This window comes from Thalassobacillus sp. B23F22_16, from assembly GCF_043496955.1.
In the GTDB taxonomy this organism is placed as follows: Bacteria; Bacillota; Bacilli; order Bacillales; family Halobacillaceae; genus Thalassobacillus; species Thalassobacillus devorans_A.
This window is the reverse complement of sequence record NZ_JBIEKD010000009.1, coordinates 41,699-64,786: the sequence shown is the minus strand read 5'-3', so window position 1 is coordinate 64,786 and position 23,088 is coordinate 41,699. Positions and strand designations below refer to the sequence as shown.

Annotated in this window: 26 protein-coding genes; 12 read left to right on the top strand and 14 right to left on the bottom strand. The window is 43.0% G+C overall.

Annotation, left to right across the window (positions count from 1 at the left end; translation table 11 throughout):
* Window positions 1-180: 180 nt before the first annotated feature.
* Together speB and speE are read right to left on the bottom strand one after the other, a co-directional pair.
* Window positions 181-1,053: an agmatinase gene (speB, locus tag ACGTNI_RS09065; protein ID WP_394461762.1), complete on the bottom strand. Its 873-nt coding sequence runs from the start codon at window positions 1,051-1,053 to the stop codon at window positions 181-183.
* Window positions 1,054-1,064: 11 nt separating this feature from the next.
* Window positions 1,065-1,892, bottom strand: coding sequence for a polyamine aminopropyltransferase (gene speE, locus ACGTNI_RS09060; protein WP_394461761.1), 828 nt, complete (start codon window positions 1,890-1,892; stop codon window positions 1,065-1,067).
* Between the two features lie 198 nt (window positions 1,893-2,090).
* On the opposite strand from speE, the gene ACGTNI_RS09055 reads away from it, so the two are divergent.
* Window positions 2,091-4,139 carry a transglycosylase domain-containing protein gene (locus tag ACGTNI_RS09055; RefSeq protein ID WP_394461759.1) on the top strand — a complete coding sequence of 683 codons (2,049 nt, stop codon included), beginning with the start codon at window positions 2,091-2,093 and terminating at the stop codon, window positions 4,137-4,139.
* Between the two features lie 158 nt (window positions 4,140-4,297).
* Here the strand turns inward: ACGTNI_RS09055 and ACGTNI_RS09050 are convergent, their stop codons facing one another.
* Complete coding sequence (locus tag ACGTNI_RS09050) at window positions 4,298-4,840, bottom strand: YwhD family protein (RefSeq protein WP_394461757.1); 543 nt, start codon at window positions 4,838-4,840, stop codon at window positions 4,298-4,300.
* A 160-nt stretch (window positions 4,841-5,000) separates the two neighbouring features.
* Here ACGTNI_RS09050 and thmT point away from each other — a divergent pair, with 160 nt between their 5' ends.
* A complete protein-coding gene (thmT, locus tag ACGTNI_RS09045; RefSeq protein WP_394461755.1) occupies window positions 5,001-5,183 on the top strand; it encodes a 2-hydroxymuconate tautomerase in 183 nt (60 codons plus the stop codon).
* 84 nt (window positions 5,184-5,267) lie between these two features.
* Here thmT and ACGTNI_RS09040 read toward each other — a convergent pair whose 3' ends face one another.
* On the bottom strand, window positions 5,268-6,143 hold the full coding sequence (locus tag ACGTNI_RS09040) for a dimethylarginine dimethylaminohydrolase family protein (RefSeq protein ID WP_394461753.1): 876 nt from the start codon (window positions 6,141-6,143) through the stop codon (window positions 5,268-5,270).
* Window positions 6,144-6,359: 216 nt separating this feature from the next.
* Here ACGTNI_RS09040 and ACGTNI_RS09035 point away from each other — a divergent pair, with 216 nt between their 5' ends.
* The 3 genes from ACGTNI_RS09035 to ACGTNI_RS09025 all read left to right on the top strand — a co-directional run bounded on the left by ACGTNI_RS09035 (window position 6,360) and on the right by ACGTNI_RS09025 (window position 7,353).
* On the top strand, window positions 6,360-6,557 hold the full coding sequence (locus ACGTNI_RS09035; RefSeq protein ID WP_394461751.1) for a hypothetical protein: 198 nt from the start codon (window positions 6,360-6,362) through the stop codon (window positions 6,555-6,557).
* A 104-nt stretch (window positions 6,558-6,661) separates the two neighbouring features.
* The gene (locus ACGTNI_RS09030; protein WP_394461749.1) at window positions 6,662-6,874 is read left to right on the top strand and encodes a stress-induced protein, KGG, repeat-containing protein; all 213 of its coding nucleotides are present in this window, start codon (window positions 6,662-6,664) and stop codon (window positions 6,872-6,874) included.
* Between the two features lie 89 nt (window positions 6,875-6,963).
* Complete coding sequence (locus tag ACGTNI_RS09025) at window positions 6,964-7,353, top strand: KGG domain-containing protein (RefSeq protein ID WP_394461747.1); 390 nt, start codon at window positions 6,964-6,966, stop codon at window positions 7,351-7,353.
* Between the two features lie 134 nt (window positions 7,354-7,487).
* Here ACGTNI_RS09025 and ACGTNI_RS09020 read toward each other — a convergent pair whose 3' ends face one another.
* Both ACGTNI_RS09020 and ACGTNI_RS09015 read right to left on the bottom strand, forming a co-directional pair.
* Window positions 7,488-7,991, bottom strand: coding sequence for a YwgA family protein (locus tag ACGTNI_RS09020; RefSeq protein ID WP_394461745.1), 504 nt, complete (start codon window positions 7,989-7,991; stop codon window positions 7,488-7,490).
* 13 nt (window positions 7,992-8,004) lie between these two features.
* Window positions 8,005-9,300 (bottom strand): HD domain-containing protein, encoded by a 1,296-nt coding sequence (locus ACGTNI_RS09015; RefSeq protein WP_394461743.1) that lies wholly within the window; start codon window positions 9,298-9,300, stop codon window positions 8,005-8,007.
* A gap of 242 nt (window positions 9,301-9,542) precedes the next feature.
* Between ACGTNI_RS09015 and lipL the strand changes: the two genes are divergently transcribed.
* Both lipL and ACGTNI_RS09005 read left to right on the top strand, forming a co-directional pair.
* Window positions 9,543-10,382 carry an octanoyl-[GcvH]:protein N-octanoyltransferase gene (lipL, locus tag ACGTNI_RS09010; RefSeq protein WP_394461741.1) on the top strand — a complete coding sequence of 280 codons (840 nt, stop codon included), beginning with the start codon at window positions 9,543-9,545 and terminating at the stop codon, window positions 10,380-10,382.
* A gap of 120 nt (window positions 10,383-10,502) precedes the next feature.
* A complete protein-coding gene (locus ACGTNI_RS09005; protein ID WP_394461739.1) occupies window positions 10,503-10,745 on the top strand; it encodes a hypothetical protein in 243 nt (80 codons plus the stop codon).
* Between the two features lie 418 nt (window positions 10,746-11,163).
* Here the strand turns inward: ACGTNI_RS09005 and pta are convergent, their stop codons facing one another.
* A complete protein-coding gene (pta, locus tag ACGTNI_RS09000) occupies window positions 11,164-12,135 on the bottom strand; it encodes a phosphate acetyltransferase (RefSeq protein WP_394461737.1) in 972 nt (323 codons plus the stop codon).
* 220 nt (window positions 12,136-12,355) lie between these two features.
* Between pta and hemQ the strand changes: the two genes are divergently transcribed.
* From hemQ to ACGTNI_RS08985, 3 genes are all read left to right on the top strand, one after another.
* Window positions 12,356-13,099, top strand: coding sequence for a hydrogen peroxide-dependent heme synthase (hemQ, locus tag ACGTNI_RS08995; protein WP_394461735.1), 744 nt, complete (start codon window positions 12,356-12,358; stop codon window positions 13,097-13,099).
* 209 nt (window positions 13,100-13,308) lie between these two features.
* Complete coding sequence (gene gerQ, locus ACGTNI_RS08990) at window positions 13,309-13,908, top strand: spore coat protein GerQ (RefSeq protein ID WP_394461733.1); 600 nt, start codon at window positions 13,309-13,311, stop codon at window positions 13,906-13,908.
* Between the two features lie 127 nt (window positions 13,909-14,035).
* Window positions 14,036-14,284: a hypothetical protein gene (locus tag ACGTNI_RS08985; RefSeq protein ID WP_394461731.1), complete on the top strand. Its 249-nt coding sequence runs from the start codon at window positions 14,036-14,038 to the stop codon at window positions 14,282-14,284.
* A gap of 2 nt (window positions 14,285-14,286) precedes the next feature.
* Here ACGTNI_RS08985 and ACGTNI_RS08980 read toward each other — a convergent pair whose 3' ends face one another.
* The 4 genes from ACGTNI_RS08980 to ACGTNI_RS08965 all read right to left on the bottom strand — a co-directional run bounded on the left by ACGTNI_RS08980 (window position 14,287) and on the right by ACGTNI_RS08965 (window position 17,068).
* Window positions 14,287-14,655, bottom strand: coding sequence for a DUF423 domain-containing protein (locus ACGTNI_RS08980; RefSeq protein WP_394461730.1), 369 nt, complete (start codon window positions 14,653-14,655; stop codon window positions 14,287-14,289).
* A gap of 12 nt (window positions 14,656-14,667) precedes the next feature.
* Complete coding sequence (locus ACGTNI_RS08975) at window positions 14,668-14,994, bottom strand: YwdI family protein (RefSeq protein WP_394461728.1); 327 nt, start codon at window positions 14,992-14,994, stop codon at window positions 14,668-14,670.
* Between the two features lie 270 nt (window positions 14,995-15,264).
* A complete protein-coding gene (locus tag ACGTNI_RS08970; protein WP_394461726.1) occupies window positions 15,265-15,720 on the bottom strand; it encodes a GNAT family N-acetyltransferase in 456 nt (151 codons plus the stop codon).
* 4 nt (window positions 15,721-15,724) lie between these two features.
* The gene (locus tag ACGTNI_RS08965) at window positions 15,725-17,068 is read right to left on the bottom strand and encodes a sodium-dependent transporter (protein WP_394461724.1); all 1,344 of its coding nucleotides are present in this window, start codon (window positions 17,066-17,068) and stop codon (window positions 15,725-15,727) included.
* A 399-nt stretch (window positions 17,069-17,467) separates the two neighbouring features.
* On the opposite strand from ACGTNI_RS08965, the gene ACGTNI_RS08960 reads away from it, so the two are divergent.
* Window positions 17,468-18,184 carry a YwaF family protein gene (locus ACGTNI_RS08960; RefSeq protein WP_394461723.1) on the top strand — a complete coding sequence of 239 codons (717 nt, stop codon included), beginning with the start codon at window positions 17,468-17,470 and terminating at the stop codon, window positions 18,182-18,184.
* 563 nt (window positions 18,185-18,747) lie between these two features.
* Here the strand turns inward: ACGTNI_RS08960 and ACGTNI_RS08955 are convergent.
* The 3 genes from ACGTNI_RS08955 to coxB are packed head-to-tail and all read right to left on the bottom strand — an operon-like array spanning window position 18,748 to window position 21,942.
* Window positions 18,748-19,323, bottom strand: a complete 576-nt coding sequence (locus ACGTNI_RS08955) for a cytochrome c oxidase subunit 3 (RefSeq protein ID WP_394461721.1) — start codon at window positions 19,321-19,323, stop codon at window positions 18,748-18,750.
* The gene (locus ACGTNI_RS08950) at window positions 19,316-21,241 is read right to left on the bottom strand and encodes a cytochrome c oxidase subunit I (protein ID WP_394461719.1); all 1,926 of its coding nucleotides are present in this window, start codon (window positions 21,239-21,241) and stop codon (window positions 19,316-19,318) included. Before ACGTNI_RS08950 ends, ACGTNI_RS08955 begins: the two co-directional genes overlap by 8 nt.
* Window positions 21,242-21,264: 23 nt before the next feature.
* Window positions 21,265-21,942: a cytochrome c oxidase subunit II gene (coxB, locus tag ACGTNI_RS08945; protein WP_394461717.1), complete on the bottom strand. Its 678-nt coding sequence runs from the start codon at window positions 21,940-21,942 to the stop codon at window positions 21,265-21,267.
* Window positions 21,943-22,284: 342 nt separating this feature from the next.
* On the opposite strand from coxB, the gene ACGTNI_RS08940 reads away from it, so the two are divergent.
* The gene (locus ACGTNI_RS08940; protein ID WP_394461716.1) at window positions 22,285-23,058 is read left to right on the top strand and encodes an STAS domain-containing protein; all 774 of its coding nucleotides are present in this window, start codon (window positions 22,285-22,287) and stop codon (window positions 23,056-23,058) included.
* Window positions 23,059-23,088: the final 30 nt, after the last annotated feature.

The following is a 23,088-nucleotide window of genomic DNA, read 5'->3' as shown; positions in this document are numbered from 1 at the left end:
GATCCCACAGGGCTTTAGCCCGAGGAAGCTTGCCAGGTCCCCCGCAGGAAAGCGAGTCATTTTCCAGCCCATCCCTTTCCTCCCATGGTAACAAACCCAACTATCTTGAAAATGAGCCTTCAGTAAAGGGAGGTTATGTAAAAAACTGCCGCATGTGGGGGGGGCGGCAGTTTGCTGTTGTTATTTCACCCAGCCAAGCAGCATTTCGCGGATGAATTTGCTGGCTGCAATGGCAGTCTGTTCTGTTGGATCGTATGCGGGCGCTACTTCTACAAGGTCGCCGCCAACCACCTGAATATCCGAATCGGCAATCATATGGATGGCTTCCAGCAGTTCCTTAGAAGAAATCCCCCCTGCTTCAGCTGTTCCTGTTCCGGGAGCGAACGCAGGGTCCAGCACATCGATGTCAATCGTGACATAGACAGGCCGGCCCGCCAGTTTTGGCAGTACTCCTTTCAGTGGTTCGACGACGTCATACTTTGCCAGGTACATGCCGCTCTCTTTCGCGTACTGGAACTCTTCGCGCATGCCGGAGCGGATACCAAAGGAATAAACTTGTTCAGGCCCCATCAGTTCACATGCTTTTCTAATTGGGGTCGAATGGGAAAGCGGCTCCCCTTCATATTCCTCCCTTAAATCAGTATGGGCATCAATATGGATGACAGCAAGATCGGGATATTTACGATACATTGCTTTCAACACTGGCCAGGTAACCAGATGCTCCCCGCCCAGCCCTAAAGGAAACTTTCCTTTTTCTAATAGTGTTCCGATATACTCTTCGATCATATCAATGCTCCGCTGCGGGTTCCCGAATGGCAGCGGAATGTCCCCGGCATCAAAAAAATTCACTTCTTCCAGGTGACGATCCAGGTATGGGCTGTATTCCTCAAGACCAATGGATGCTTCCCGTATTCGGTTCGGCCCGAAACGGGACCCAGGACGGAAGCTGACAGTCCAGTCCATCGGCATCCCATAGATGACGGCGTCAGCTGCTTCACCGTCCTCCCTGCTCATAATAAAAACTTTGCCTGAGTAAGCCTCGTCAAAGCGCATGGAATTCCTCCTCACTCGGTCAGATCTTTCACGAATTTCGGCAGAGCAAATGCCGCTTGATGCAACTCTTTTGTATAATACTTCGTCTCAATTTCATGGAAACGTTCGTTTGGCACTTCCAGTGGATCATGCTGTTTGCTTCCAATCGTGAAGGTCCATAGTCCGCTTGGATAGGTCGGAATATTAGCCGTATACACCCGTGTGATCGGGAAGGTTTCTTTTACATCATGGTAGACTTGTCGAATCAAATCGGCTTTGAACCATGGGTTGTCGGTCTGAGCGACGAAAATGCCATCACTCTTCAAAGCTTTGGCGATCCCCTCATAAAAACCTCTGCTGAACAAGTTGACTGCCGGTCCTACGGGTTCAGTAGAATCTACCATGATTACGTCATATTCATTCTCACTCTCCGCAATATGCATGAAGCCATCTGCCACCTTCACTTCGACGCGAGGGTCTTCCAGCTGTCCGGCGATCTCTGGCAGATACTCTTTGGAATACTCAATTACTTTACCGTCGATTTCTACGAGGGTCGCTTTTTCCACTTCCGGGTGCTTTAACACCTCACGGATAACCCCGCCGTCTCCCCCGCCGACTACGAGTACATTCTTAGGCTTCGGATGGGTAAACAACGGCACGTGGGCTACCATTTCGTGGTAGACGAACTCATCTTTCTGCGTTGTCATCACCATATCGTCCAGAACAAGCATGTTGCCCCACTCTTCTGTTTCAAGCATGTCCAGCTGTTGGAAATCTGTTTTTTCTGTATGAAGCAACCGTTTGATTTTCGCTGTGATTCCGAAATTTTCGGTCTGTTTCTCCGTAAACCAAGTGCTCATCTATTGTAACTCCTTTCGTTTATAAGACAGGTATCCTTCTATTTATTCCAGTAAACAATCAAATTATAGAGAATTCCAGAAAAAAAGCAATAGTTTTTTTAGAAAACGCCGATGATCAGCCTGATGTTTAAATTCTTACCCATTATCCCATAATGTTAAAAAAACATTCGAAAAACTCGGATAACGGGAGCGCTTATGATGAAAAAATGGTTCCACCGTCAAAACAAGTGGATACAGAGGGGGCTTTTGCTCGGCTCATTTTCCATCGCATTGATTGCGATAGCAATGACGCTGATTCTTTTGTATGCGCTCATCAGCGGTCCCCCATCTTTGACGACAGAGCAAAATACGATTTATTACAGCCAGGATGGCAGTGTTATTGAAGAAGATTTCGGAAGCAAGCGTCGATACTGGGTCGATTTGGATGACATTTCCCCGTATATCATTCAGGCGACGCTCACTTCCGAAGACCAGCATTTCTATGACCATTCCGGATTTGATATGAAACGGATCGGAGCAGCGGTATTGAAGAATATCCGCAACCTGGCCAAGGTCGAAGGTGCAAGTACAATCACCCAGCAATACGCTCGCAACCTTTATTTATCCCATGAAAAAACGTGGGTTCGAAAAACCAAAGAAGCCATCTACGCTCTTAGACTTGAAATGTTCTATGATAAAGATGAAATACTTGCCGGTTACTTGAACACCATTTATTACGGACATGGCGCCTACGGTATAGAAGCAGCCAGCCGTTACTTTTTTGACAAGCATGCCAATGAGCTTTCACTCTCAGAAGCTGCTATGCTTGCCGGTATCCCAAAAGGGCCAAGCTATTATTCTCCTTTTAATAATGAGGAGAATGCCAACGACAGGCAGAAGCACATATTGGCCAGCATGGAAGCAGCGGGCCATATTGATGCCAGTAAAAGTACACTGGCCTCCCAGGAGAAACTGGAGTATCACGAGCCGAACGAAGAAGTTGCCCCCGATATTGCTCCCTATTTTCAAGATGCAGTAGCTGTAGAAGCCATGAACAGGCTGGATATCGACCGGGAGCAGCTCACAGTAGGCGGTTATCATATTTATACGACACTCGATATTCCAACACAAAAAGTATTAGAAAAATCCATGGAGCAGCACATCGATAAAAATTCGGAAATTCAAGCTGCTGGTATTGTTTTACAACCAAAAACAGGGTCGATTCAGGCTTTGGCGGGAGGCCGCGATTATGAAGACAGTTCATTCAACCGGGTGACCCAGGCAAAACGAATGGTCGGGTCCACCATCAAACCATTTTTATATTACGAAGCATTAGGCAGTGGGTTCACACCGACGACCCAACTGGTCAGTAAACCAACAAAATTTGAGCTTGGTAATGGAGAAGTTTATGCGCCGAGCAACTTCGACGGATATTATGCCAACGAACCGATTACGATGGCACAGGCACTCGCTCTCTCGGATAATATTTATGCTGTGAAGACCAATGTCTACCTTGGTCCCGAGCGGTTAAAGGAAACGCTTGGGAAGTTTGGAATTTCAGGAAAGATTCCTGCTGTACCTTCCCTTGCGTTAGGAACAGCCACCCTTTCCTTATATGATATGACGAAAGCCTATAGCAAACTTGCTCACCCGGAAGAAGAAAATGTACCGCACACCATTACGAAAATAACGGACAGTCATGGAAATATGCTATACGAATACGAACCACCCGATAATGAGAGCATGATTGACCCTAAGCGAGCCTTTTTGACCGCTCATATGATGACAGGGATGTTTGATTCATCTCTCGACGGCTATATGCGCGTTACTGGTTCAAGTATTGCCGGCAAACTAAGCCGCCCATACTCCGGAAAATCAGGAACAACCAACACAGACAGCTGGATGATCGGGTTCAGCCCTGAGCTTGTGACGGGCATATGGACAGGATATGATCAAGGAAAACAAATTACTCGAACGAGTGAACTGCAATATTCGAAAGACATTTGGGCCGATGTGATGGAACAGTCTCATCAGGATAGAACATTCTCCACGCTGAAAGCACCTGAGGGAGTCGTGGGTGTATATGTAGACCCGGCAACAGGACTGCGGGCAACACCATACTGTGACACCCAGCGTTTAATGTATTTTGAAGAAGACAAGATTCCGGAAAGTTTTTGTACAGAGCATACGTTTGAGGAGAATAGAAATCCGCGGGACAAGGTAAAAGATAAAGGTGGCTGGAAAGATTTACTGGAGTGGTTATTTTAAGGAGGTCAAAAAGAAGAAGGTCGAGGGTTACATCCCCGACCTTCTTCTTTGTCCTAGTAAAACATGTATAACCCATGTGATACACATTTTACAAATTTCACAAAAAAACCTCAAGATTTTCACACATCATTCACAATTTAGACACATTTTCTATACTTTTATACACTTAACCCTTGCTTTAATTCGTCAGAAGAATTCTTCCACATTTCTTCGCTGTGTTCTTGTAGGAATTTTTTAAGAACAGCTTTGGATTTATCATCCATATGCTCGACAACAAACTTTCCTTTCAAGGATTTGTCCATGTGGTTGACGTGTTCAGGAAGCAGTTTATATCCCCGGCGAATTTCTCGGTCCACAAGAATTTCACTGCTGGCGACACCATAATAATACGGGCCTTGCTCGCCTCTCTCGATTGTCACCCATGTAATCCAATACAGCAACCCATTAGGCACTTCTGATTTATCGGTAAGGAATTTAATCCGCTTTTCTACAGCACTGCGGGCATGCATCGCACCCATATCGACATAAGCTTTTTCTTCATTTGGATCCACAATTACCGGTGACATATTTTCTAATGTAACCGCCCCGACCCCATAGCCACCGTGTCCATCGGTAGAGTCATCTTTTAATATAGTAAATTGATTTTTCTTTTTGTCTTTTTCATTATCATTGCCTTTTTTGAACTGATCGAACTCTTTCATTGTGTGGTTCCTCCTTTTTCCGTTCGGTTTGTTTATTTTTTCATTCTAACATAATGTCCCTATTTTCTTCAGATTATAAAACTTGTCATTCTTCTAATGGCGTTGCTTATAATTTATTGCTACGATTGATAGTGAATGACTAATGGAGGGAGCGGATATTATGCCGATTATAACTGTACAAATGCTGGAAGGTCGCTCAGATGAGCAAAAAAAAGCTTTAGTGGAAGAAGTGACGAATGCGGTGACTAATACCACCGGAGCAAGAAAGGAAGCAGTCACGGTTGTCATTGAAGAAATGGCTAAGAATCATTATGCTGTTGGTGGTAAACGCTTGAGTGACTGAACCTGGTTTGTCGCCAAGTTTAAACTTTATTAAAGTAGAAATATATAAAAACCCGGGCTGCACAGATGCCCGGGATTATTATAATCATTTATTTGCAGAGCGTTGTAACGGCATGGTACAGCAACGGAAAGACCCGCCAGATTTGATAATTTCCGAAAAGTCAACTTCAATGACTTCAAAACCTTTAGCCTTCATAGCTTTATTCACCTTTTCATTTTGAGGCAGGCTGATGACTTTACCGGGCGCGATCGATAATACATTCACTCCCATTGTAAACTGTTCATCTTCCTCTACTTCGATCAACTCATAATTATGACTTAGCATATCATATTCTTCTTGCCGCAAGGCCCCAGGAAAAATCAACGCATACTCAGGAGAGAGAATGTTGAACACACAATCAAGATGAAGGTATTCTTCTTTTATCGGTACAGCTGTCACCTGATGATTGGGCAGCAGCTCCTGAAGACTTTTCACTCCAGATTCATTGGTACGGTCACTTATCCCAACCCACACCTTGTTCTTATCAAGAATGATGTCCCCGCCTTCAATCGTCCCCGTTTGAATTTTTTCCCAATGAGACTTTTCCTGCTGCAAGGTTTCCTCCAGTAACTCCTCTTCTCCTTTGCGCACTTCGCTACCCATATTGGATACAATAACTTTGCTATCGGTACATATTCCGATGTCTCTCGTAAAAACTTGTTCATGATATTGTTGTTCCGGCTCTAATTCTAACACTTCTATATTGTAGTTACGCATCACTTCCACAAATGAGTGGTGCTGGCTGCAGGCTTTTTCAATATCTATATTTTCATCGACATATTTTTTTTGCGTTTCATTTATTGCTTCTTCAATTCTCATATATGCAGGCGAGCAGACAACCACTCGTTTTAATGTATCGAATTCTGACCGGCATCCGATTTGTTGGTTCCTTTTATCATTATTCCTGAATACTACGGACAACATTACCACCTCTATACGATTTATTATTCACAATAATTCCCTGTTTCGGATGAAACAAACCATCTGCATCATTCCATACCATTTATTTTGTCCTAAACCGTCTGATTCATTATTCACATCTTTCACATTGACCGGTTTAAATATGTAGAATATTGGCAATTGAACTTGTGTAGCATTCAAGAAATCCAAATTTTCTAAGAAAAGGAGGTAACCTGATTGACAAAGGATAAAAACGACCAAAAGCAAATGGGCTATGATGAAGCAGGTCCTAAAAAACGTAAACCCGAAGAAAAATATAACCCATCCAGACTTTCTGATATTGCAGATAAAGATGAACAGGATCCTGTCAGTCACAAATATAAACAGGATAATTTCAAAGATGTCAGAAAGAATAACGACCCTTCAGACACGTAACAATTACAAAATAATTACAAATGAGTAAAAAAAAGGTTTTTGGGTTTTGAGTTTTAAATTAGGTGGTAACTTTAACAACAACTACTCAAAAGGAGGTTTCATCAATGGCGAACAACAAGAACAATAATCAAAAAATGAGTTATGAAAAAGCTGGTCAAAAAGGCGGCGAGAAAACAAGCAACAAATACAGCCAGGAACACTTTGAGGAAATCGGTAAAAAAGGCGGAGAAAAAGTAAGCGAAAAGTACAGCAAGAAGCATTTCGAAGAGATTGGCAAAAAAGGCGGCAGAAATTCCAACTCTAATAACAACTCTTAATAGCGAAGAGTCTCTACAGAATTTTCAAGCAATTGTACGACACCTGATTCCGGAAAGACATCACGAAATTTCTAAAGGAGGTTTTTCCATTGGCTAACAACAATAAAAACAACAACCAAAAGATAAGTTATGAACAAGCTGGTCAAAAAGGCGGCGAGAAGGTAAGCAACAAGTACAACCAGAAACACTTTGAAGAAATCGGCCAAAAAGGCGGAGAAAAAACGAGCGAGAAGTATAGTCAGGAACATTTCGAGGATATTGGTCAAAAGGGTGGCAAAACAACAAGCAACAAATACAACCAAGACCACTTTGAAGAGATCGGGAAAAAAGGTGGAGAATCCACCAGCCAGAACAAAGATAAAGATTTTTATCAGGAAATCGGTAAAAAAGGCGGAGAAACAACAAGTGAGAAGCACGGAGAGGAATTCTACGAAGATATCGGTAAAAAAGGCGGTAGAAATTCCAACTCCAACCGTTAATACTTCCCACCTGATGATATAGAGGGCTGTCCTGTGACGAGGGCAGTCCTCTTTTGCATAAGGTTATCCCCTGATGCGCCTTCATTATAACAGAATTAAGTTCAGGTGCAAACAAAAGGCCATACCGCCCATTATCAATGGGTGGTATGGCGCATTTCTTCGATAAAGTCCCAGGCTTCTTCCATTTCTTCCTCACTATAGTTCTGTTTACTTTTGACAGTAAGTACCTTTTCCTCTACTTCTTCTCGTGGAAGATGCTCAAAATATAACATCGTAGAAACAAGTTCCAAAAAGCGCGAACTTCTTTCTTTCATCTTCGCCACCGGTTCTCCGATATCCGGGAATTCGACCTGGTAATGATTTAAAAAATCTACTCCAGCATCCGTCAATCGGTAACGGTATTGATAATAGTTCTTCTTTTCTTCTCTCGTCTCATTAATAAAACCTAAATTACACAATTCCTCAATTCTCAATGTCAATTCCTCGGAATAAGGACCATAAAAATGAAACTGATAGCGCTCTTCAAAAGGTACATTGCACTTCTTCAGTATATAAATAATCTTCTGCAGCTTCTTTCTCCCTATAATTTCATCAGAGCTTGCGAAGAAGTGCATTAATTTCGCATGATTTTCTAACACAACGGCTCATCCCCTATCCGTACAAAATTTCCAGGATCCGCTTTTTAGTCTTACTACGATTGGACATTTCCTCCAGGCGATCTAGCGGAAAATATAGTTTATGATCGGTCCGCTTCTTCCCTGAGATCGATTCGACGATTTCTGATTGACGGGAAAGTTCTTTTAATTCCTGATTCGGCATCAATAAATGAATCGGCAGACGTTCCTCTTCCTCTCCCGGACGATAAAAATCATATGGTAAATCAGAGCTTGAATCGACGACAAGATAATAATCCGGATTGAGACCGGCTTTGTTAAATAAACGATACAGCTCCATCCACTCACTCATTTGGAGGTTCGGATTGAACTCAATATATTTAAATAGGCGCCGATTCACGAAACGTTCGCATAAATCACTCAGAATCGGATCTTCTTCATTGATCCAGATCTGAAAATAATACATCGCGACCGCTTCATCTAATTCTAAGTACTCTTTCAAAGTAGGTTTTTCTTTGAAAAAAGATAAAAAATGCGTCGGTTTAAGCGAGAACTCGTATCCTGTTTCATGAAGTTCTTTGGCACGGTGAAGGATTTTTGAAAGAATCACTTCCGCACTACGGGTCACTGGATGAAAATAGACCTGCCAGTACATCTGATAGCGGCTCATGATATAATCTTCAACCGCATGCATGCCACTTTCTTTAATGACTACCTGATCTTCCATCGGACGCATCACCCTCAAAATCCGCTCCATATCGAAGTGGCCATAACTGACACCAGTAAAATAGGCATCACGCTGCAGGTAATCCATCCGATCCGCATCGATTTGACTGGAGATCAAACTGACGACTAATTTATTATGGTAAGTCTTGTTGATGACATCGGCTACTTTTTTGGGAAAGCCATTTTCCACTCTGTTAAGTATAGCGTTGATCGTCGTATCTCCCAGCAGTATTTCCTGAGTAAAATCCTCATGATCGAGCTTGAAGACTTTTTCGAAGGAATGGGAAAATGGCCCGTGTCCTAAATCATGTAACAAAGCGGCACATAAACACAGCAGCCGTTCATTCGGATCCCAATTCGGGCGGTCTTCGAAGTTATGAATAATCCGGCGCACAATTTCATAGACACCAAGCGAATGGTTAAAACGGCTATGTTCAGCCCCATGAAAAGTTAAATATGAGGTACCCAGCTGTTTGATACGGCGCAGACGTTGAAACTCAGGGGCTCCGACTAAATCCCAAATGACACGATCCCTAATATGTACATACCTGTGAACGGGGTCTTTAAAAACCTTTTCTTCATTTAATTTTTCATCTTTATAAGCCATCGGCTACCCCTTCCAATCGCCATTTTTTTCTATTATAGCTGTTTTCTGCATTTAAAAAAACACCTTGACAGGCAAGGTGCGTATTATTTTTGTCAGGGTATAGACTCCTGACGGAATTCATTACCCATGTTCTTCTTTCCTTTGAACCAATACAATATTTTACCGAGAATCCAGGATACATGCAAGCCAGTTGTTCTGTTATACTAGGAAAGGTTGAATGTGAACGGAAGGAGCATATCGCAATGTCTGAAATCCATCCTTTATTGAAAACAAAACAGTACCGCTTCATCGACCAAAGTACCCTTGGGCCTGAATTCTCGGCGCTGCAGTCCTTCGCTATGGATGATGCGTTATGCATGTCCGTTGGGCAGGGTGCCTCTCCCACTACGGCTCGCCTATGGGTGCACCATAACACAGTAGTTCTTGGCATACCTGATGCCAGGCTTCCTTATATTGCGGAAAGCGTCGAATATTTAAAAAATCAAGGCTACCAGGTGATTGTCAGGAATTCTGGAGGTCTTGGAGTGGTGCTTGATGAAGGCGTTTTGAATCTGTCTCTGATCTTTCCAGATTCAAAAACTGTAAATATTCATGAGGGATATGATGCGATGGTGGCTTTTGTCCGGTATTTATTTAAAGATTATACAGACCGGATTGAAGCGTATGAAATCACCCAATCCTACTGCCCCGGCACCTATGATTTAAGCATCAACGGAAAAAAGTTCGCCGGCATTTCTCAGCGCCGCGTCAAAAATGGTTCGGCTGTACAGGTTTATTTAGATATTACCGGTAATGGTTCGGCACGTGGCCGTATTATGCGTGACTTCTATAAAATTGGAAAACAAGATGAAATGACACGCTTCCATTATCCTGATATCGATCCGGAGGTCATGGCTTCATTAAATGAACTGCTGAATACGGACTTCACTGTTTCCAAGGTTCGTGACATGATTCTAATGACACTGCATGAATGGAGCGGAGATATTTCTATGCAGCAGCTCGATGGCGCGGAAATTGAATGGTTCCATAAACGTTTCGAGCAAATGATCGAACGGAATAAGAAAGCGTTGGAATCTTTGTAACAGCCGCTTATCCGCACTACCCCCTCTATTCCTGTAACGATACGAATACTTTCTTGTGAATACACCTTATACTGCTGGGTCATGTTAAAATAGAAGTAAACATTCAGGGGGTGTAGGGTTATGTTCACGATTTTTGTAATCATAGCTATTATTTTAAGTGTTATCGCATTGGTCGCTACGGTTTATGTAGGAAAGGATATCAATAAGACGATTGATATGTATGAGCGGGAAGGTGACACACCGGAGAATGAATTAGCCAGATCGCATGAATATGAAAAAGCTTCTAACCTTCGCACCTTATCGGTTATTTATATTATAACTTTTATCGTTACGATTGCGTTAGTATTCATATTTATCCTTTAAGCTACCTTTAATTGAAGACTCAATTTCGAGACATATTGTTTCCGTTACGGTAGTAACGGTATGGAGGTTCGGGAAATTACTCGCTTTCCATGGGTGTACGGTGAGCTTCCTCGGGCTAAAGCCCTGCGGGATCTCACTATGTACTATCCTCCCATAGGAGTCTCGCAATTTCCCGGACCTCCTTGCGTTTAAGAGAGAAACGGTAACATCGATATAAATCACTTCAAACTTAGAAAGTGTACTTCTCAGAAAATGCCTACTACCTGAATCCTTGTTTACAGTTCGAAAACGGAGGACATCTTCATCCATGGTAGTAGCCCGTACATAATAAATTAATTAATAGAACACTTTAATTATTAAATTCACACCTAATAAAGCTTTATAAAAACGAGCCCCCATGGGAGGCTCGTTTTGTTTGTTATAGTGATTGGGCTGCTGTGATTAGGGCTAGTTTGTAGACGTCATCTGCGTTGCAGCCTCGGGATAGGTCGTTAACTGGCTGGTTCAGACCTTGAAGCACCGGTCCCACGGCATCAAATCCACCGAGACGCTGGGCAATTTTATAGCCGATGTTTCCTGCTTCCAGGCTCGGGAAAATAAACGTGTTCGCTTCCCCTTTTAATGGAGAATCTGGTGCTTTTTTCTCCGCTACTGATGGAACAAAAGCAGCATCGAACTGGAACTCGCCATCGATCATCAAATCTGGATTCTTTTCTTTTGCCATCTTCACTGCTTCTGCTACTTTTTCCGTTTCCGGAGACTTGGCTGATCCTTTCGTGGAAAAGCTGAGCATCGCGACTTTTGGATCAACATCGAATAGTTTCGCTGTTTCGGAGCTTGCAAGTGCAATTTCTGCAAGATCGACGCTGTCTGGAGTCATATTGATGGCGCAATCCGCAAACACATACTTTTCCTCTTCACGGACCATGATGAAGACTCCGGATGTCTTCTTGATACCAGGCTTTGTTTTAATGATTTGCAGTGCCGGACGCACCGTATCCGCAGTTGAATGCACCGCACCACTGACAAGGCCATCTGCTTTGCCCATATAGACAAGCATGGTTCCGAAATAGTTGCCATCCTTCAGAATTTCTTTCGCATCTGCTTCTGTCGCTTTCCCTTTTCTGCGTTCAACAAAGCTTTGAACCATTTCCTCCGTACCTTCGTAGCTCTCCGGATCGAGAATCTCTGCGGCAGAAATATCAAGTCCCAGTTCGCCCGCCTTCTGTTTCACTTCATCTTCATTCCCAACTAGTACAGGAATCACTAACCCTTTCGTTGCCAATCGGCTGGCCGCTGTCAGGATTCTTTCATCTAATGCTTCTGGAAGTACAATTCGCTTACCTTTACCATGAACTTTATCTGTCAATGTCTCAAAAAGATCACTCATATTTTTCCCTCCAATATCTTATCCTGTTATATATGATAAGACAATTTGTGTGTGAATGAAAGTGTTATGTAGCTGAAACCGGTTTCCTCTATAAAATGTGTCAAAAGCGTGAAATCATACCAGATAATTACTTCTGGCATGAAGGGGAGTTTTGATTATGTTATATTAATGAAGGAGAATATTACTAATAGTAGTTTATTAATAAAGGAGCGTATGATCTATGCCAGAACCAGCGATCACCCTTGATGGATGGTATTGCCTTCACGATTTCCGTTCCATCGACTGGACTGCCTGGAAGATGGTTTCCAGCGATGAGCGTGAAAGCGCCATTCACGAGTTCAATCAATTAATCAGCAAATGGGGAAAAACAGAAAGCAACAAAGCAGGAAGCCATGCCATCTATTCCATCGTCGGACAGAAAGCAGACTTCATGATGATGATTCTCAGACCAACCATGGAAGAATTGAATGAAATTGAATTGGAATTCAATAAGACCAAATTGGCAGAATTCACTATTCCTACTTATTCCTACGTGTCTGTCGTTGAACTTTCCAACTATATGGCTCAAGGCAAAGACCCGGAGACAGACCCTGAAATTCAGGCCCGTTTGAAACCAATCCTTCCTAAATGGAAATACGCTTGCTTCTATCCAATGGACAAGCGCCGCCAGGGTAATGACAACTGGTACATGCTTGAAAAAGAAGACCGCGGAAAAATGATGTACTCACACGGGATGATCGGACGGCAGTACGCCGGTAAAGTGCGACAGATCATTACCGGTTCCGTAGGCTTCGATGATTGGGAGTGGGGCGTCACCCTATTTGCACATGATGTCCTTCAATTCAAAAAGTTAGTCTATGAGATGCGCTTTGATGAAGTGAGTGCCCGCTTCGGTGAATTTGGCTCTTTCTATGTGGGGCATCTGCTTGAAAAAGAAGCACTCCCTAAATTTCTTTCTGTTTGAATATAATATTTCTAAAGCACACAGCCTTTTCGGCTGGGTGCTTTTTTATTTTCATAAACGATTAACCCGTACATATATATTTACAGAGAAGCTCATCTTGTGGAATCGAAGCGGGGTGAAATGATGGCGGTGATTCCTTCCACTGTTTCTTTTCCCCACTACAAAACGAGTGCCCAAACGTTTATTAATCACAAAAAGGAGTGATTGTATTGTCACAAAATAATAAGGAGAATAAAACTTCTTCTAACACGCAACAAAACCAGCCTTATTATGCAGCAAACCCATACCTTTATTATTATCCATCCTCTCCCGCACAGACAGGATATTATAAAGCCGCCAGATCTGACGGTGGGCAGCAAGGCATGGGAATGATGGATATGGCAGGTGCAGGTCAACAAGGAATGATGCCGGGAATGATGTGGGCAGGTCAACAGGGAATGACGCCTGGAATGATGGGGGCAGGTCAACAGGGAATGATGCCGGGAATGATGGGCGGTACTGGTAATCAAGGAGGTATGGCACCACCTGGCACACCAGGAGGTACGCTACAGACAGAAGAATCGTACATTGAAAATATTCTTCGGTTGAACCGCGGAAAAGAAGCTACTGTGTATATGACTTTTGAAAATAATGACCAATGGAATGCGAAGATTTTCAAGGGTATCATTGAAGCTGCCGGAAGAGACCATATTATTTTAAGCGATCCGCAATCAGGAAAACGATACTTATTATTAATGGTTTACCTGGATTATATCACTTTCGATGAAGAGATTGAGTACAGCTATCCCTTCAACAATACCGGAAGATAACTGGCGAATTACTCTCCAATATAAACCATAAGTAATCATTGTTCGTTTATATTCTTCCTACTCGTTGAAAAAAGCCACGCCGAATTCTCGTGCGTGGCTTTACCTTATCCAAGGTGGTGACATACTAGTGAAACACCCCTATGAAAAAATGCAGCGCTTCCAAGTATTAGCAATGGTGATTGCGCTCGTACTCGCTATCGTAGCACTTGCTCAACAGGCCTTTTCCTGGACCGTTCTAGCGATGTTTTACGCTCTATCTCTAAGCTTTATGTTCGAAGCATTAGTAGAAATGCAAAAGAAAAATCCGTTCAATTTCATCTCTCAGATCATCCGCGCATTCCTGATTGCTATCTTTTCCACCTTATTATTTTTCTAAATTCATAGCATTCGTGTTACAGCTATTCCCAGCAGCACCCATCCTACTAAAAAGGTCAAGCCGCCGAACGGGGTGATCATAGCCAAAGCCTTGATTCCGGTCGGCGCATATATATACAAGCTTCCTGAAAATAATACGATCCCTATAAAAAACAGCCATCCAGCTCCTGTAAGCAACCCAGACTGGGTTTTCATCATCAATATACCGACAGCCAAAAGCGCTCCGGTATGAAACATTTGATAGGTTACTGCTTTTTCCCAGGTCTTCAATGCTTTTTCAGTTATCTTGCCTTCCAGCCCATGGGCACCGAATGCGCCAAGCGCTACAGCTAGAAACCCATTAATTACAGCCAATAAGAAAATTAATTTCATGTTACTCTCCCCTTAAAAATCGAATATAGAATCACCATTTGCTTCATCATGCTCGTCTTTCTGCTTTTTCTTTTCTTTTTTTTGATAGCTGGAGCCGGCCATATCGCCCATCATCGCCCGTACTTCATCAGTGGTTGGTTCCGATACATCCGTCGGATTGGGGTAACTTGACACGCTTTCCTTTGTATCTGGAGCAGGCCGGTCATCCAGCATTAAATCACACAACAAGCGGACGGCACGCACGTGTTCACGAACCGATGCTGTTTCTCCGTGATTCGCCATCGCTTCCTGTATCTCGTTCATCATTTTCTTTAATACAGTTTCGTTTGAAATAGCCATCGCTATGACTCCTTTTGTTATACTCCAATATTTTTACTGGGTTAAATAAAAGAAATACCAGGTCTTCACCATAGGCCACTAGCTACGTATTTCTAATGACAATCTCCCATTATGTAGTTTAACACGTTCCTGCATTTTCGCACTAGAAAGAAGATAAACCCAAATCAATTTATAGGATATCATTTACTTGTCAGGAAGAAATATGAGGATTCTATAGGAAAGACAAATGAAGGGGTGGAAAATACGTCTTCCACCCCTTCAGCTCAAATTTTATTGTTCATAACAAAGAAGGGCTAGTGTGATCCCTTCTTCTGTCTTTATTTCTTGTATTTGTTGAAAACCGTTCTTTTGGTAGAATTGCATCGCCGGCTCGTTCTTAGCCCCAGTTGTAACCCAGCATTTATTAGCGGGATTCAAGAACAATACACGGGAAAGAAGTTCTTTTCCCAGTCCCTGCCGCATCCACCGTGGATGTACGGCGAGCCTGGTAATCCAAAAGTCTCCAGCTTCCAATGTATAGGCGACAAGACCTACCAATTTCCTTTCTTTATAAATACCTAAAAAAGTTTCTTCTGCCCGGATGATATCTTTATACGTTTCGATCAACGGAGGCAGTTTACGGTTATGGACATACCTCGCCTCCTGATGATAAGAAAGCTGCTGCAACGCTTCGATTTCTATAGCAACCTCTTCTCTGGTATGGTCCAATTCAAAAATGATAGCCATCTGCTTACATTCCCAGAAGACCGATAGCATTCAAGAAGATCAAAATGATCAAAACAGGAGCGATATATTTCACGATTCCATACCAGATGGGACCGAATGCGTTCCCGGTCAAATCCGTTGCTTCTAAAGCTGTGGCTTTTTTGAAATACCAGCCCACAAACAAAGCCATCGCTAAACCGCCAAGTGGCAGCAGAATATTAGAAGCGATAAAATCCATTGATTCCTGGATGTCCCGGTCACCAATTGGGGATACACCGGCCAATACACCGTACCCAAGCGAGACAACCAGCCCAAGAAGGAACATGATAGAACCGGTCAGGACGCTCGCCATTTTACGGCTCCAATGAAAAATGCGCATGAAATAAGCGACAGGTACCTCGAGAATAGAGATAGCTGAAGACAAAGATGCCAAGGCTAATGCAAAGAAGAAAACCAGTCCGACAATCCCACCAAACGGCATCTGATCAAAGATACCAGGTAGTGTTATAAATACGAGTGGTGGTCCTGAACTTGGATTGATACCAAACGCGAAAACCGCTGGAAATATGACAATACCTGAAATGACGGCAAAGAAGCTGTCCATAACGCCGATACCAATTGTAGCACTAGGCAGTTTATTCTCTTTTGACAAGTAACTACCGTAAGTAAGCATGGCTCCCATACCAAGACTTAATGAGAAGAATGCCTGTCCCAATGCGGCTAAATAAACTGCCGGATTCGTTAATGCAGACCAGTTCGGCTGGAACAGAAAGCGCACGCCTTCCATTGCACCTTCCAGGGTCAGGCTGTAAGCAGCTAATCCAATTAACAGAATAGCCAATGTTGGCATGAAAATTTTATTCGCTGCTTCAATTCCTTTTTTTATCCCTACCAGAACAATTCCGATGGTCATCACCATGAACAATGCATGCCAGAACAACGGCTGCCATGTGTGAGAAATAAAGCCGCCAAACGCTGCTTCATATCCGCCCTCCGGAGTAGTGAAGAAATCGCCGCTCACATATTTCCATAAATAATACACAGACCAGCCTGCTACCACGCTATAAAAACTTAATATTAAGAAGGACGCGGCCACCCCAAAGAATCCTGAAAAGAACCAAGGCGTCCCTGGTGATAATTTCGCAAAAGAGCCAACGACATCACTTTGCGCTTTTCTTCCAATACTTACTTCTGTCAATAGCAATGGGATGCCAATTACGAATACAAAAAATAAGTACACAAGCAAGAAGGCTCCCCCGCCATTTTCGCCGGCAACATAGGAAAATCGCCATATATTGCCAAGTCCGACAGCTGACCCCATAGCCGCGAGCATAAACCCGAGCTTGGAGGCCCATTTTTCCCTAGCCAATAGTATTCAACTCCCTCACTCAATTTTCTAATCTTTGTTAAATATGCCTCAGCATATCATAAAAATATCATTCCGACGACCTATATTCTGAAATTTCATATTATTTACAGGTGTTATATCCTATAATCCAAAGAAGAACTCTTGGATGCCGACTTGTCGGTTATCTTTTTTTCTCTGAATTGTAAACACATCGTTCCAGTCGTTTTCTTAACAAATTCAGCTGGCATTTCTCTCGTTTTAAAACCATAAGCCCTGCATCCTCTAGGAAAATCAGTATTCCAGGTAGTGAAGAAAAATTCACAGCGGAAGCAGTTGATCATCTTGACCACTTGTCGCCCTCCTTTTAGCCTATGGTAGAATGATAGCATAACAGCATTTATGATAATAGGATGATTAGCTATGAATCAATGGTTCAGCAGTTACATGGATCACCCCTTTTCTATGTTCGGCGTTAGTCATATTGCCATGCTGATGATTTATTCAGCTGGGTTAGCGCTAATAGTATTCACGCATAAACCGCTTCAAAAACAGCAGACGAACTACCAGATTGTCCGGTGGGTGCTATTCGCCCTTTTAATCGTTTCTGAATTCTCTTATCAGACTTGGGCTGCTGTCCACGGCTTATGGAATATGAAGGAATACCTTCCGCTTCACTTATGCGGCATTGCTTCTCTGGTGGCTGCAGCTGCACTAGTTACCCAGCATCATTACCTGATAAAAGTCACCTATTTCATTGCTGTTATTCCAGCTCTCATGGCCCTGGTAACACCTGATCTCCCTCATGACTACCTTCATTACCGATTTTGGAAGTTTTTCTTTCATCACATGGCGATATCCTGGGCAGGAGTTCTGCTCATCCTTGTTCACCCGGTTACAATAACATGGAAAACTACTATAAAGGTGTTTGGGCTGCTGGTTTTGTACGCTATAGCGATGGGCTTCGTCAATCAAGCACTCGGTGCGAATTATTTATATTTATCCAGAACTCCGTATGTCGAGACTCCTCTCGACTGGTTAGGGAGTGGATTCTGGTATTATATTAATCTCGGTCTCCTTGCTTTTGGATCCTTTTGGCTCCTTTACTTCATCTACCGAATTTTTTCGAAACGCGTTTAAGCTACCTCAATAAATAAAGACCCGTAGATTCGGGTCTTTTTAAATTTGGCTCTGTTAATCCTTGTTGATCTAATCGCTTACTCAATAATAAGGCCGAAAAGTCGAAAACTTGATTTCGAGATGATTATAGGAGTTAAGGGACGTTGGGGAAGGATTCGCTTTCCGCGGGGAAGACGGCAAGCCTCCTCGAGCTAAAAGCTCTGCGGGGTCTTTCCAGTCTATTCTTTCCCGCAGGAGTCTCAACCTTCCCCCACGCCCCTTACCATAAAAGTTCTCGAAATCACCTTTTGAACAGGCCCATCAAATGAGAAAAGACGTTTTTCCTTTTATATATGCGTCTAGATGAAGGTTTTAGTTATACACCTCCTGAAGGGTCCGTTTATAACAAAAATAGCTGGATGGTCAGGGAAACGGGGAGACTCCCGCGGGAGAAGGGGCTAGGCAAGATCCCACAGGGCTTTAGCCCGAGGAAGCTTGCCAGGTCCCCCGCAGGAAAGCGAGTCGTTTCCCTGCCCATCCTATTCCTTTCATAGTGACGGACCTAACTATCTTGTACCTGAGCTTTATATTAAATAAGGAATATAGACGATGATGAGAATGCCTACCCAGATGATATCGACAAAGTGCCAGTAGTAATTGAAGATCTTATGCTTTTCTTTGAAGAGATTATAAGGCAAAAGCTTCCGTTGGATTAACAGGACAATCATCCAGAAAAGCCCGAACAGAACATGGGAGGCATGGAGACCGACCAGCACATAGAAAGAAGATAAAAAGTTATTGGTCGAAATGGTATGCCCTTCTGTGACAAACGTGTAGAATTCATGCACTTCAAAATACATAAAGATAGCACCGAAAGTGAATGTGATCAATAAGCCAGAAAGAATCATCTTTATATTCCGGCGATCCAGCCCTTTTTCAGCAATCATTAATGTGCCACTGCTCGACAAAAGGAAGATAGAAGCCAGGACTACCGTTTTCACTTCGAAGACTTCACTTGGATGTGGTCCTTGCGGAGCTGGGGTGTAAATCAAGTATGTTGCAAATAACGTCGCAAACATGACCGCTTCTACAAAAAGGTAGATAAAAAACCCCATCCGTTTATCACCAAACAAGTCTTTAGACATGGTTTTACTATTCATCGTCCTGTTCCTCCTTCCTATAAGCCTCTGTCCGTTCATCATTAAATGCACGTAATAGGAAGAACCCTAACGAAGCGGCGCCGCCTAAGATCTGCATCCATACCCATCCATAAATGAACCCGAAACTCAGAATCGTCAGTGCTGCTGACAGGACAAGTGGCTGAACTGTACGGACGGCTATCGGGGAAGCGCGTGGATGGTCTTCCACAGGAAGCGACCTTCCTTCCTGTTTCGCCCACCATAGCGCATCGCGACGATCAATAACCGGCATTTTTTCGAATGGGTGTTCAGGTACAGGTGATGGGACCGACCATTCCAGTGTCCGTCCATCCCATGGGTCCGGACCTACATTTTCCTCTTTCGTCCGGTGCGTTTTGTAAATGTTCCAAAGCACAAACAGCATGCTTGCTCCCATTAAAAACGCTCCGATCGTACTGATGAAATTATAGACAAAAACGCCATCTTCCCACGTATAGTCATAGACACGACGAGGCATGCCGTTCAAACCAGCTAAATGCTGCGGGAAGAAAGTCAGGTGGAAACCGATCAGGAACAACCAGAAATGCCATTTACCTAACTTATCATCGAGGACTTTACCAGTCATTTTCGGATACCAGTAATACAGCCCGGCGAACGCCCCGAGCACCGTTGAGCCAATAATGACGTAATGGAAGTGAGCAACTACAAAGTAAGTATCGTGATATTGCATATCCGCTGCGGCAGACGCCAGCATAACACCAGTCACCCCACCCATAACAAAAGTCGGGATGAAACCTAAGGCAAACAGCATCGGAGTTTGCAGTCGTATGACGCCCCGCCTCATCGTAAACAGCCAGTTGAAGACTTTTATACCGGTAGGAACGGCAATCATCATCGTTGTAATTGCAAAAAACGTGTTTGCGAAAGGCCCCAGGCCAACCGTGAACATATGATGGGCCCATACCATGAAGCCTAGCAGCCCGATCAGCGCAAGGGCGATAACCATGGATGTGTATCCAAACACATTTTTCCGGGAAAAATTAGATATGATATCAGAAAAAATACCGAACGCCGGCAGTGCCAGGATATATACTTCAGGATGACCGAAAATCCAAAAAAGGTGCTGCCAATAAACAGGATGTCCCATTTCTCCAAGGAAAAAAGTTGCCCCGTAAAAACGGTCGAACTGTAATAACAGCAAAGCGATTGCCAATACCGGAAAGGCAACCAGAATTAAGAACGACGTAATCAAACTCGCCCATGGGAATAAAGGCATCCGTGTCAATTTAAGCCCTGGTGCCCGCAGCCTGAGAATCGTCACAATCATATTGATGGCTGCAAATATAGTCCCCAGCCCCGACACTTGCAGTCCGAATATATAGTAATTATTGTTTGGCCCGCTCGTAAATTCATAGGTCGATAATGGCGCGTAAGCAGTCCATCCGGCATTGGGTGCAGCATTGAAAAAGAAAGCCGCGAAGAATATCATCCCGCCAGTTAAAAATAAGTAGAAACCAATAGAATTCAAAAATGGAAATGCCAGGTCATTCGCTCCGATCTGTAGGGGAACAGCGACGTTCATGAGTCCAATCAGTAAAGGCATGGCTACAAAAAATATCATCATCGTACCATGCGTGGTGAATACTTCATTATATTTATCACCTTGGAAAACCCAGAATTCGTTCTCTGCTGTGACTAGCTGCATCCGGATAAACAAGGCATCTATTCCGGCACGAAAAAAGAATAACAAGGCAAAGATGATATATAACATGCCAATTTTCCGGTGGTTCGTGCTGGTGGCAAAACCCCACACAACGGGCCAGTAGCGCTTCTTGGTAAACCAGTATAAGACAAGCGGAGCTCCAATTATGACGGAAACCCAGGCGGCTATAACGTCAGTCGGTAATACAATCAATTCCCCGAATAAGTAAAATTGCATATTTTCACCCTTTTCTCCCCCGATTATTCTTCAAGCCACTGTTGAAATTCTTCCTGATCAACCACTTCGGTTTCAAAGCGCATGTCTGTATGGAGAGTTCCACAATATTCCGCGCACTTTCCCTGGTACGTTCCCTCTTCGCTTGGAGTGATCTTCATTTGATTTTCTTCGCCAGGTATCATATCCATTTTGCCTCCTAAATTAGGCACCCAAAATGAATGGATAACATCTTTTGAAGTTAAATGTAAAACGACCTCCTGGTCGACTGGAAGAACTAAATTTTTGTGTGTTTCCTTGCCATTTTCATATTCAAAGGTCCATCGGTACTGCTCCGCTACCACATTCACATGCATCGTCTCCTCAGATGAGGCACCTATATTCGAGACATCATACGTGATCATTACAGTAGGGACAGCTAGTCCGATCAGCAGAATGATTGGCAGCACCGTCCAAATGATTTCGAGTGTCCGATTCCCTTCTTCATGCTTTGGAACATCATTACGTTTTTTTTCAGTCTCTCTGTATTTCCATGTAAACCCGATAAAAAGGACAGCCACTACAAGTACGACGAACATCATAATGCCAAAACTTAAATAAATTAAAAAAGCCTGATCAGAAGCTGTTTGGCTTTTCGGATCAAGCACACGCAGATTGCACCCAGACAGGATCAGCAACACTGCCACCATCGCAAGTTTTTTCATAATGCCACGCAACCTTTGCCGATAAATTTTATTAGGAAAACGCTGAATAAGACTTATCTTTCTTAGGAAAAACGTTATTATCCTTTTAACCTATCTATTTAGCTATCAAACATGTATTCTAAGCAATAATTGGATATATTCGGATGGAAACCCATTGAAATAACCAGCACATTTACAATTGTTATGATGATTTAAATTTACTTAATTACGGTGACAATATATAATAATAGTAATTTATTGCTAAAGGGACTGAATTGCTTTATGGTGCAAAAAGAACATGTGGTATTCTTCCAAAAGAAAATATCCGAGAATGTTGATGAGTTGACTGAAAGAATATTCACTATGTCGCAACATAGATATCCAGAAGAACTTGCAACCTTGCCTGAAGAAGAGCTCGAGAATAGTAAAAGAGTTGTACATCAACTATTCGAAACCATAGCAAAGACCATGCTGCACGTGGAAAAATCAAACGAAATCGCGACTCAATGGGGAGAAGAAATCGGAAAGAACTCTGTATCCCGAGGCGGCTCTCTGAGCCAGGCACTAGAAAGAATTGGAATATATAAAGAAGTACTATGGACGTTCATCGAGGAGCAATCCCATGAAACGAATTATGAATTCAAACATATCATCGAAGTAGTGACACGTACGGATGATATTTTTAATCATATCGTTCATGGATTCAGCCTGAGCTTCGCCAGAGAAGAAGAACGCATCCTTAAGAATTATGAAGAAAAATACTTAAAGCTTTCCACACCAATCGTCCCCATTAAGGATACCGTTGCCATCCTGCCGATCATCGGGGAAATCGATCAAATGCGGGCCGACGTGTTGATGGATGAAACCTTAAAAGAAGTAAGCAACTGGAATATCGAATGGCTGATCATCGATTTGTCTGGCGTTTATGACGTCAATAATTCGTTTATGAGTCATTTGTACCGCCTGCTTGATTCCTTGACTTTACTTGGAATCACACCACTTCTTACCGGTATGCGGCCGGACCTCAGTATGCAGGCAACTAAGCTTGGAATATTTCAGTCCAGTAAAAACCGGGTAACGACTTGCTCTTCATTGAAACAAGCTATTGAATTGCTCGACAAGAAAAATGTATCCTAAATTAAACAAGCCAGCCCATCTGTATAGGCT

What these genes read in the sequence shown, in the direction of transcription:
- speB (WP_394461762.1), bottom strand. Translation starts at nt 1,053, where the DNA reads ATGCGCTTTGACGAGGCTTACTCAGGCAAAGTTTTTATTATGAGCAGG.
- speE (WP_394461761.1), bottom strand. Translation starts at nt 1,892, where the DNA reads ATGAGCACTTGGTTTACGGAGAAACAGACCGAAAATTTCGGAATCACA.
- ACGTNI_RS09055 (WP_394461759.1), top strand. Translation starts at nt 2,091, where the DNA reads ATGAAAAAATGGTTCCACCGTCAAAACAAGTGGATACAGAGGGGGCTT.
- ACGTNI_RS09050 (WP_394461757.1), bottom strand. Translation starts at nt 4,840, where the DNA reads ATGAAAGAGTTCGATCAGTTCAAAAAAGGCAATGATAATGAAAAAGAC.
- thmT (WP_394461755.1), top strand. Translation starts at nt 5,001, where the DNA reads ATGCCGATTATAACTGTACAAATGCTGGAAGGTCGCTCAGATGAGCAA.
- ACGTNI_RS09030 (WP_394461749.1), top strand. Translation starts at nt 6,662, where the DNA reads ATGGCGAACAACAAGAACAATAATCAAAAAATGAGTTATGAAAAAGCT.
- ACGTNI_RS09015 (WP_394461743.1), bottom strand. Translation starts at nt 9,300, where the DNA reads ATGGCTTATAAAGATGAAAAATTAAATGAAGAAAAGGTTTTTAAAGAC.
- lipL (WP_394461741.1), top strand. Translation starts at nt 9,543, where the DNA reads ATGTCTGAAATCCATCCTTTATTGAAAACAAAACAGTACCGCTTCATC.
- ACGTNI_RS09005 (WP_394461739.1), top strand. Translation starts at nt 10,503, where the DNA reads ATGTTCACGATTTTTGTAATCATAGCTATTATTTTAAGTGTTATCGCA.
- pta (WP_394461737.1), bottom strand. Translation starts at nt 12,135, where the DNA reads ATGAGTGATCTTTTTGAGACATTGACAGATAAAGTTCATGGTAAAGGT.
- hemQ (WP_394461735.1), top strand. Translation starts at nt 12,356, where the DNA reads ATGCCAGAACCAGCGATCACCCTTGATGGATGGTATTGCCTTCACGAT.
- ACGTNI_RS08980 (WP_394461730.1), bottom strand. Translation starts at nt 14,655, where the DNA reads ATGAAATTAATTTTCTTATTGGCTGTAATTAATGGGTTTCTAGCTGTA.
- ACGTNI_RS08975 (WP_394461728.1), bottom strand. Translation starts at nt 14,994, where the DNA reads ATGGCTATTTCAAACGAAACTGTATTAAAGAAAATGATGAACGAGATA.
- ACGTNI_RS08970 (WP_394461726.1), bottom strand. Translation starts at nt 15,720, where the DNA reads ATGGCTATCATTTTTGAATTGGACCATACCAGAGAAGAGGTTGCTATA.
- ACGTNI_RS08960 (WP_394461723.1), top strand. Translation starts at nt 17,468, where the DNA reads ATGAATCAATGGTTCAGCAGTTACATGGATCACCCCTTTTCTATGTTC.
- ACGTNI_RS08955 (WP_394461721.1), bottom strand. Translation starts at nt 19,323, where the DNA reads ATGAATAGTAAAACCATGTCTAAAGACTTGTTTGGTGATAAACGGATG.
- ACGTNI_RS08950 (WP_394461719.1), bottom strand. Translation starts at nt 21,241, where the DNA reads ATGCAATTTTACTTATTCGGGGAATTGATTGTATTACCGACTGACGTT.
- coxB (WP_394461717.1), bottom strand. Translation starts at nt 21,942, where the DNA reads ATGAAAAAACTTGCGATGGTGGCAGTGTTGCTGATCCTGTCTGGGTGC.
- ACGTNI_RS08940 (WP_394461716.1), top strand. Translation starts at nt 22,285, where the DNA reads ATGTCGCAACATAGATATCCAGAAGAACTTGCAACCTTGCCTGAAGAA.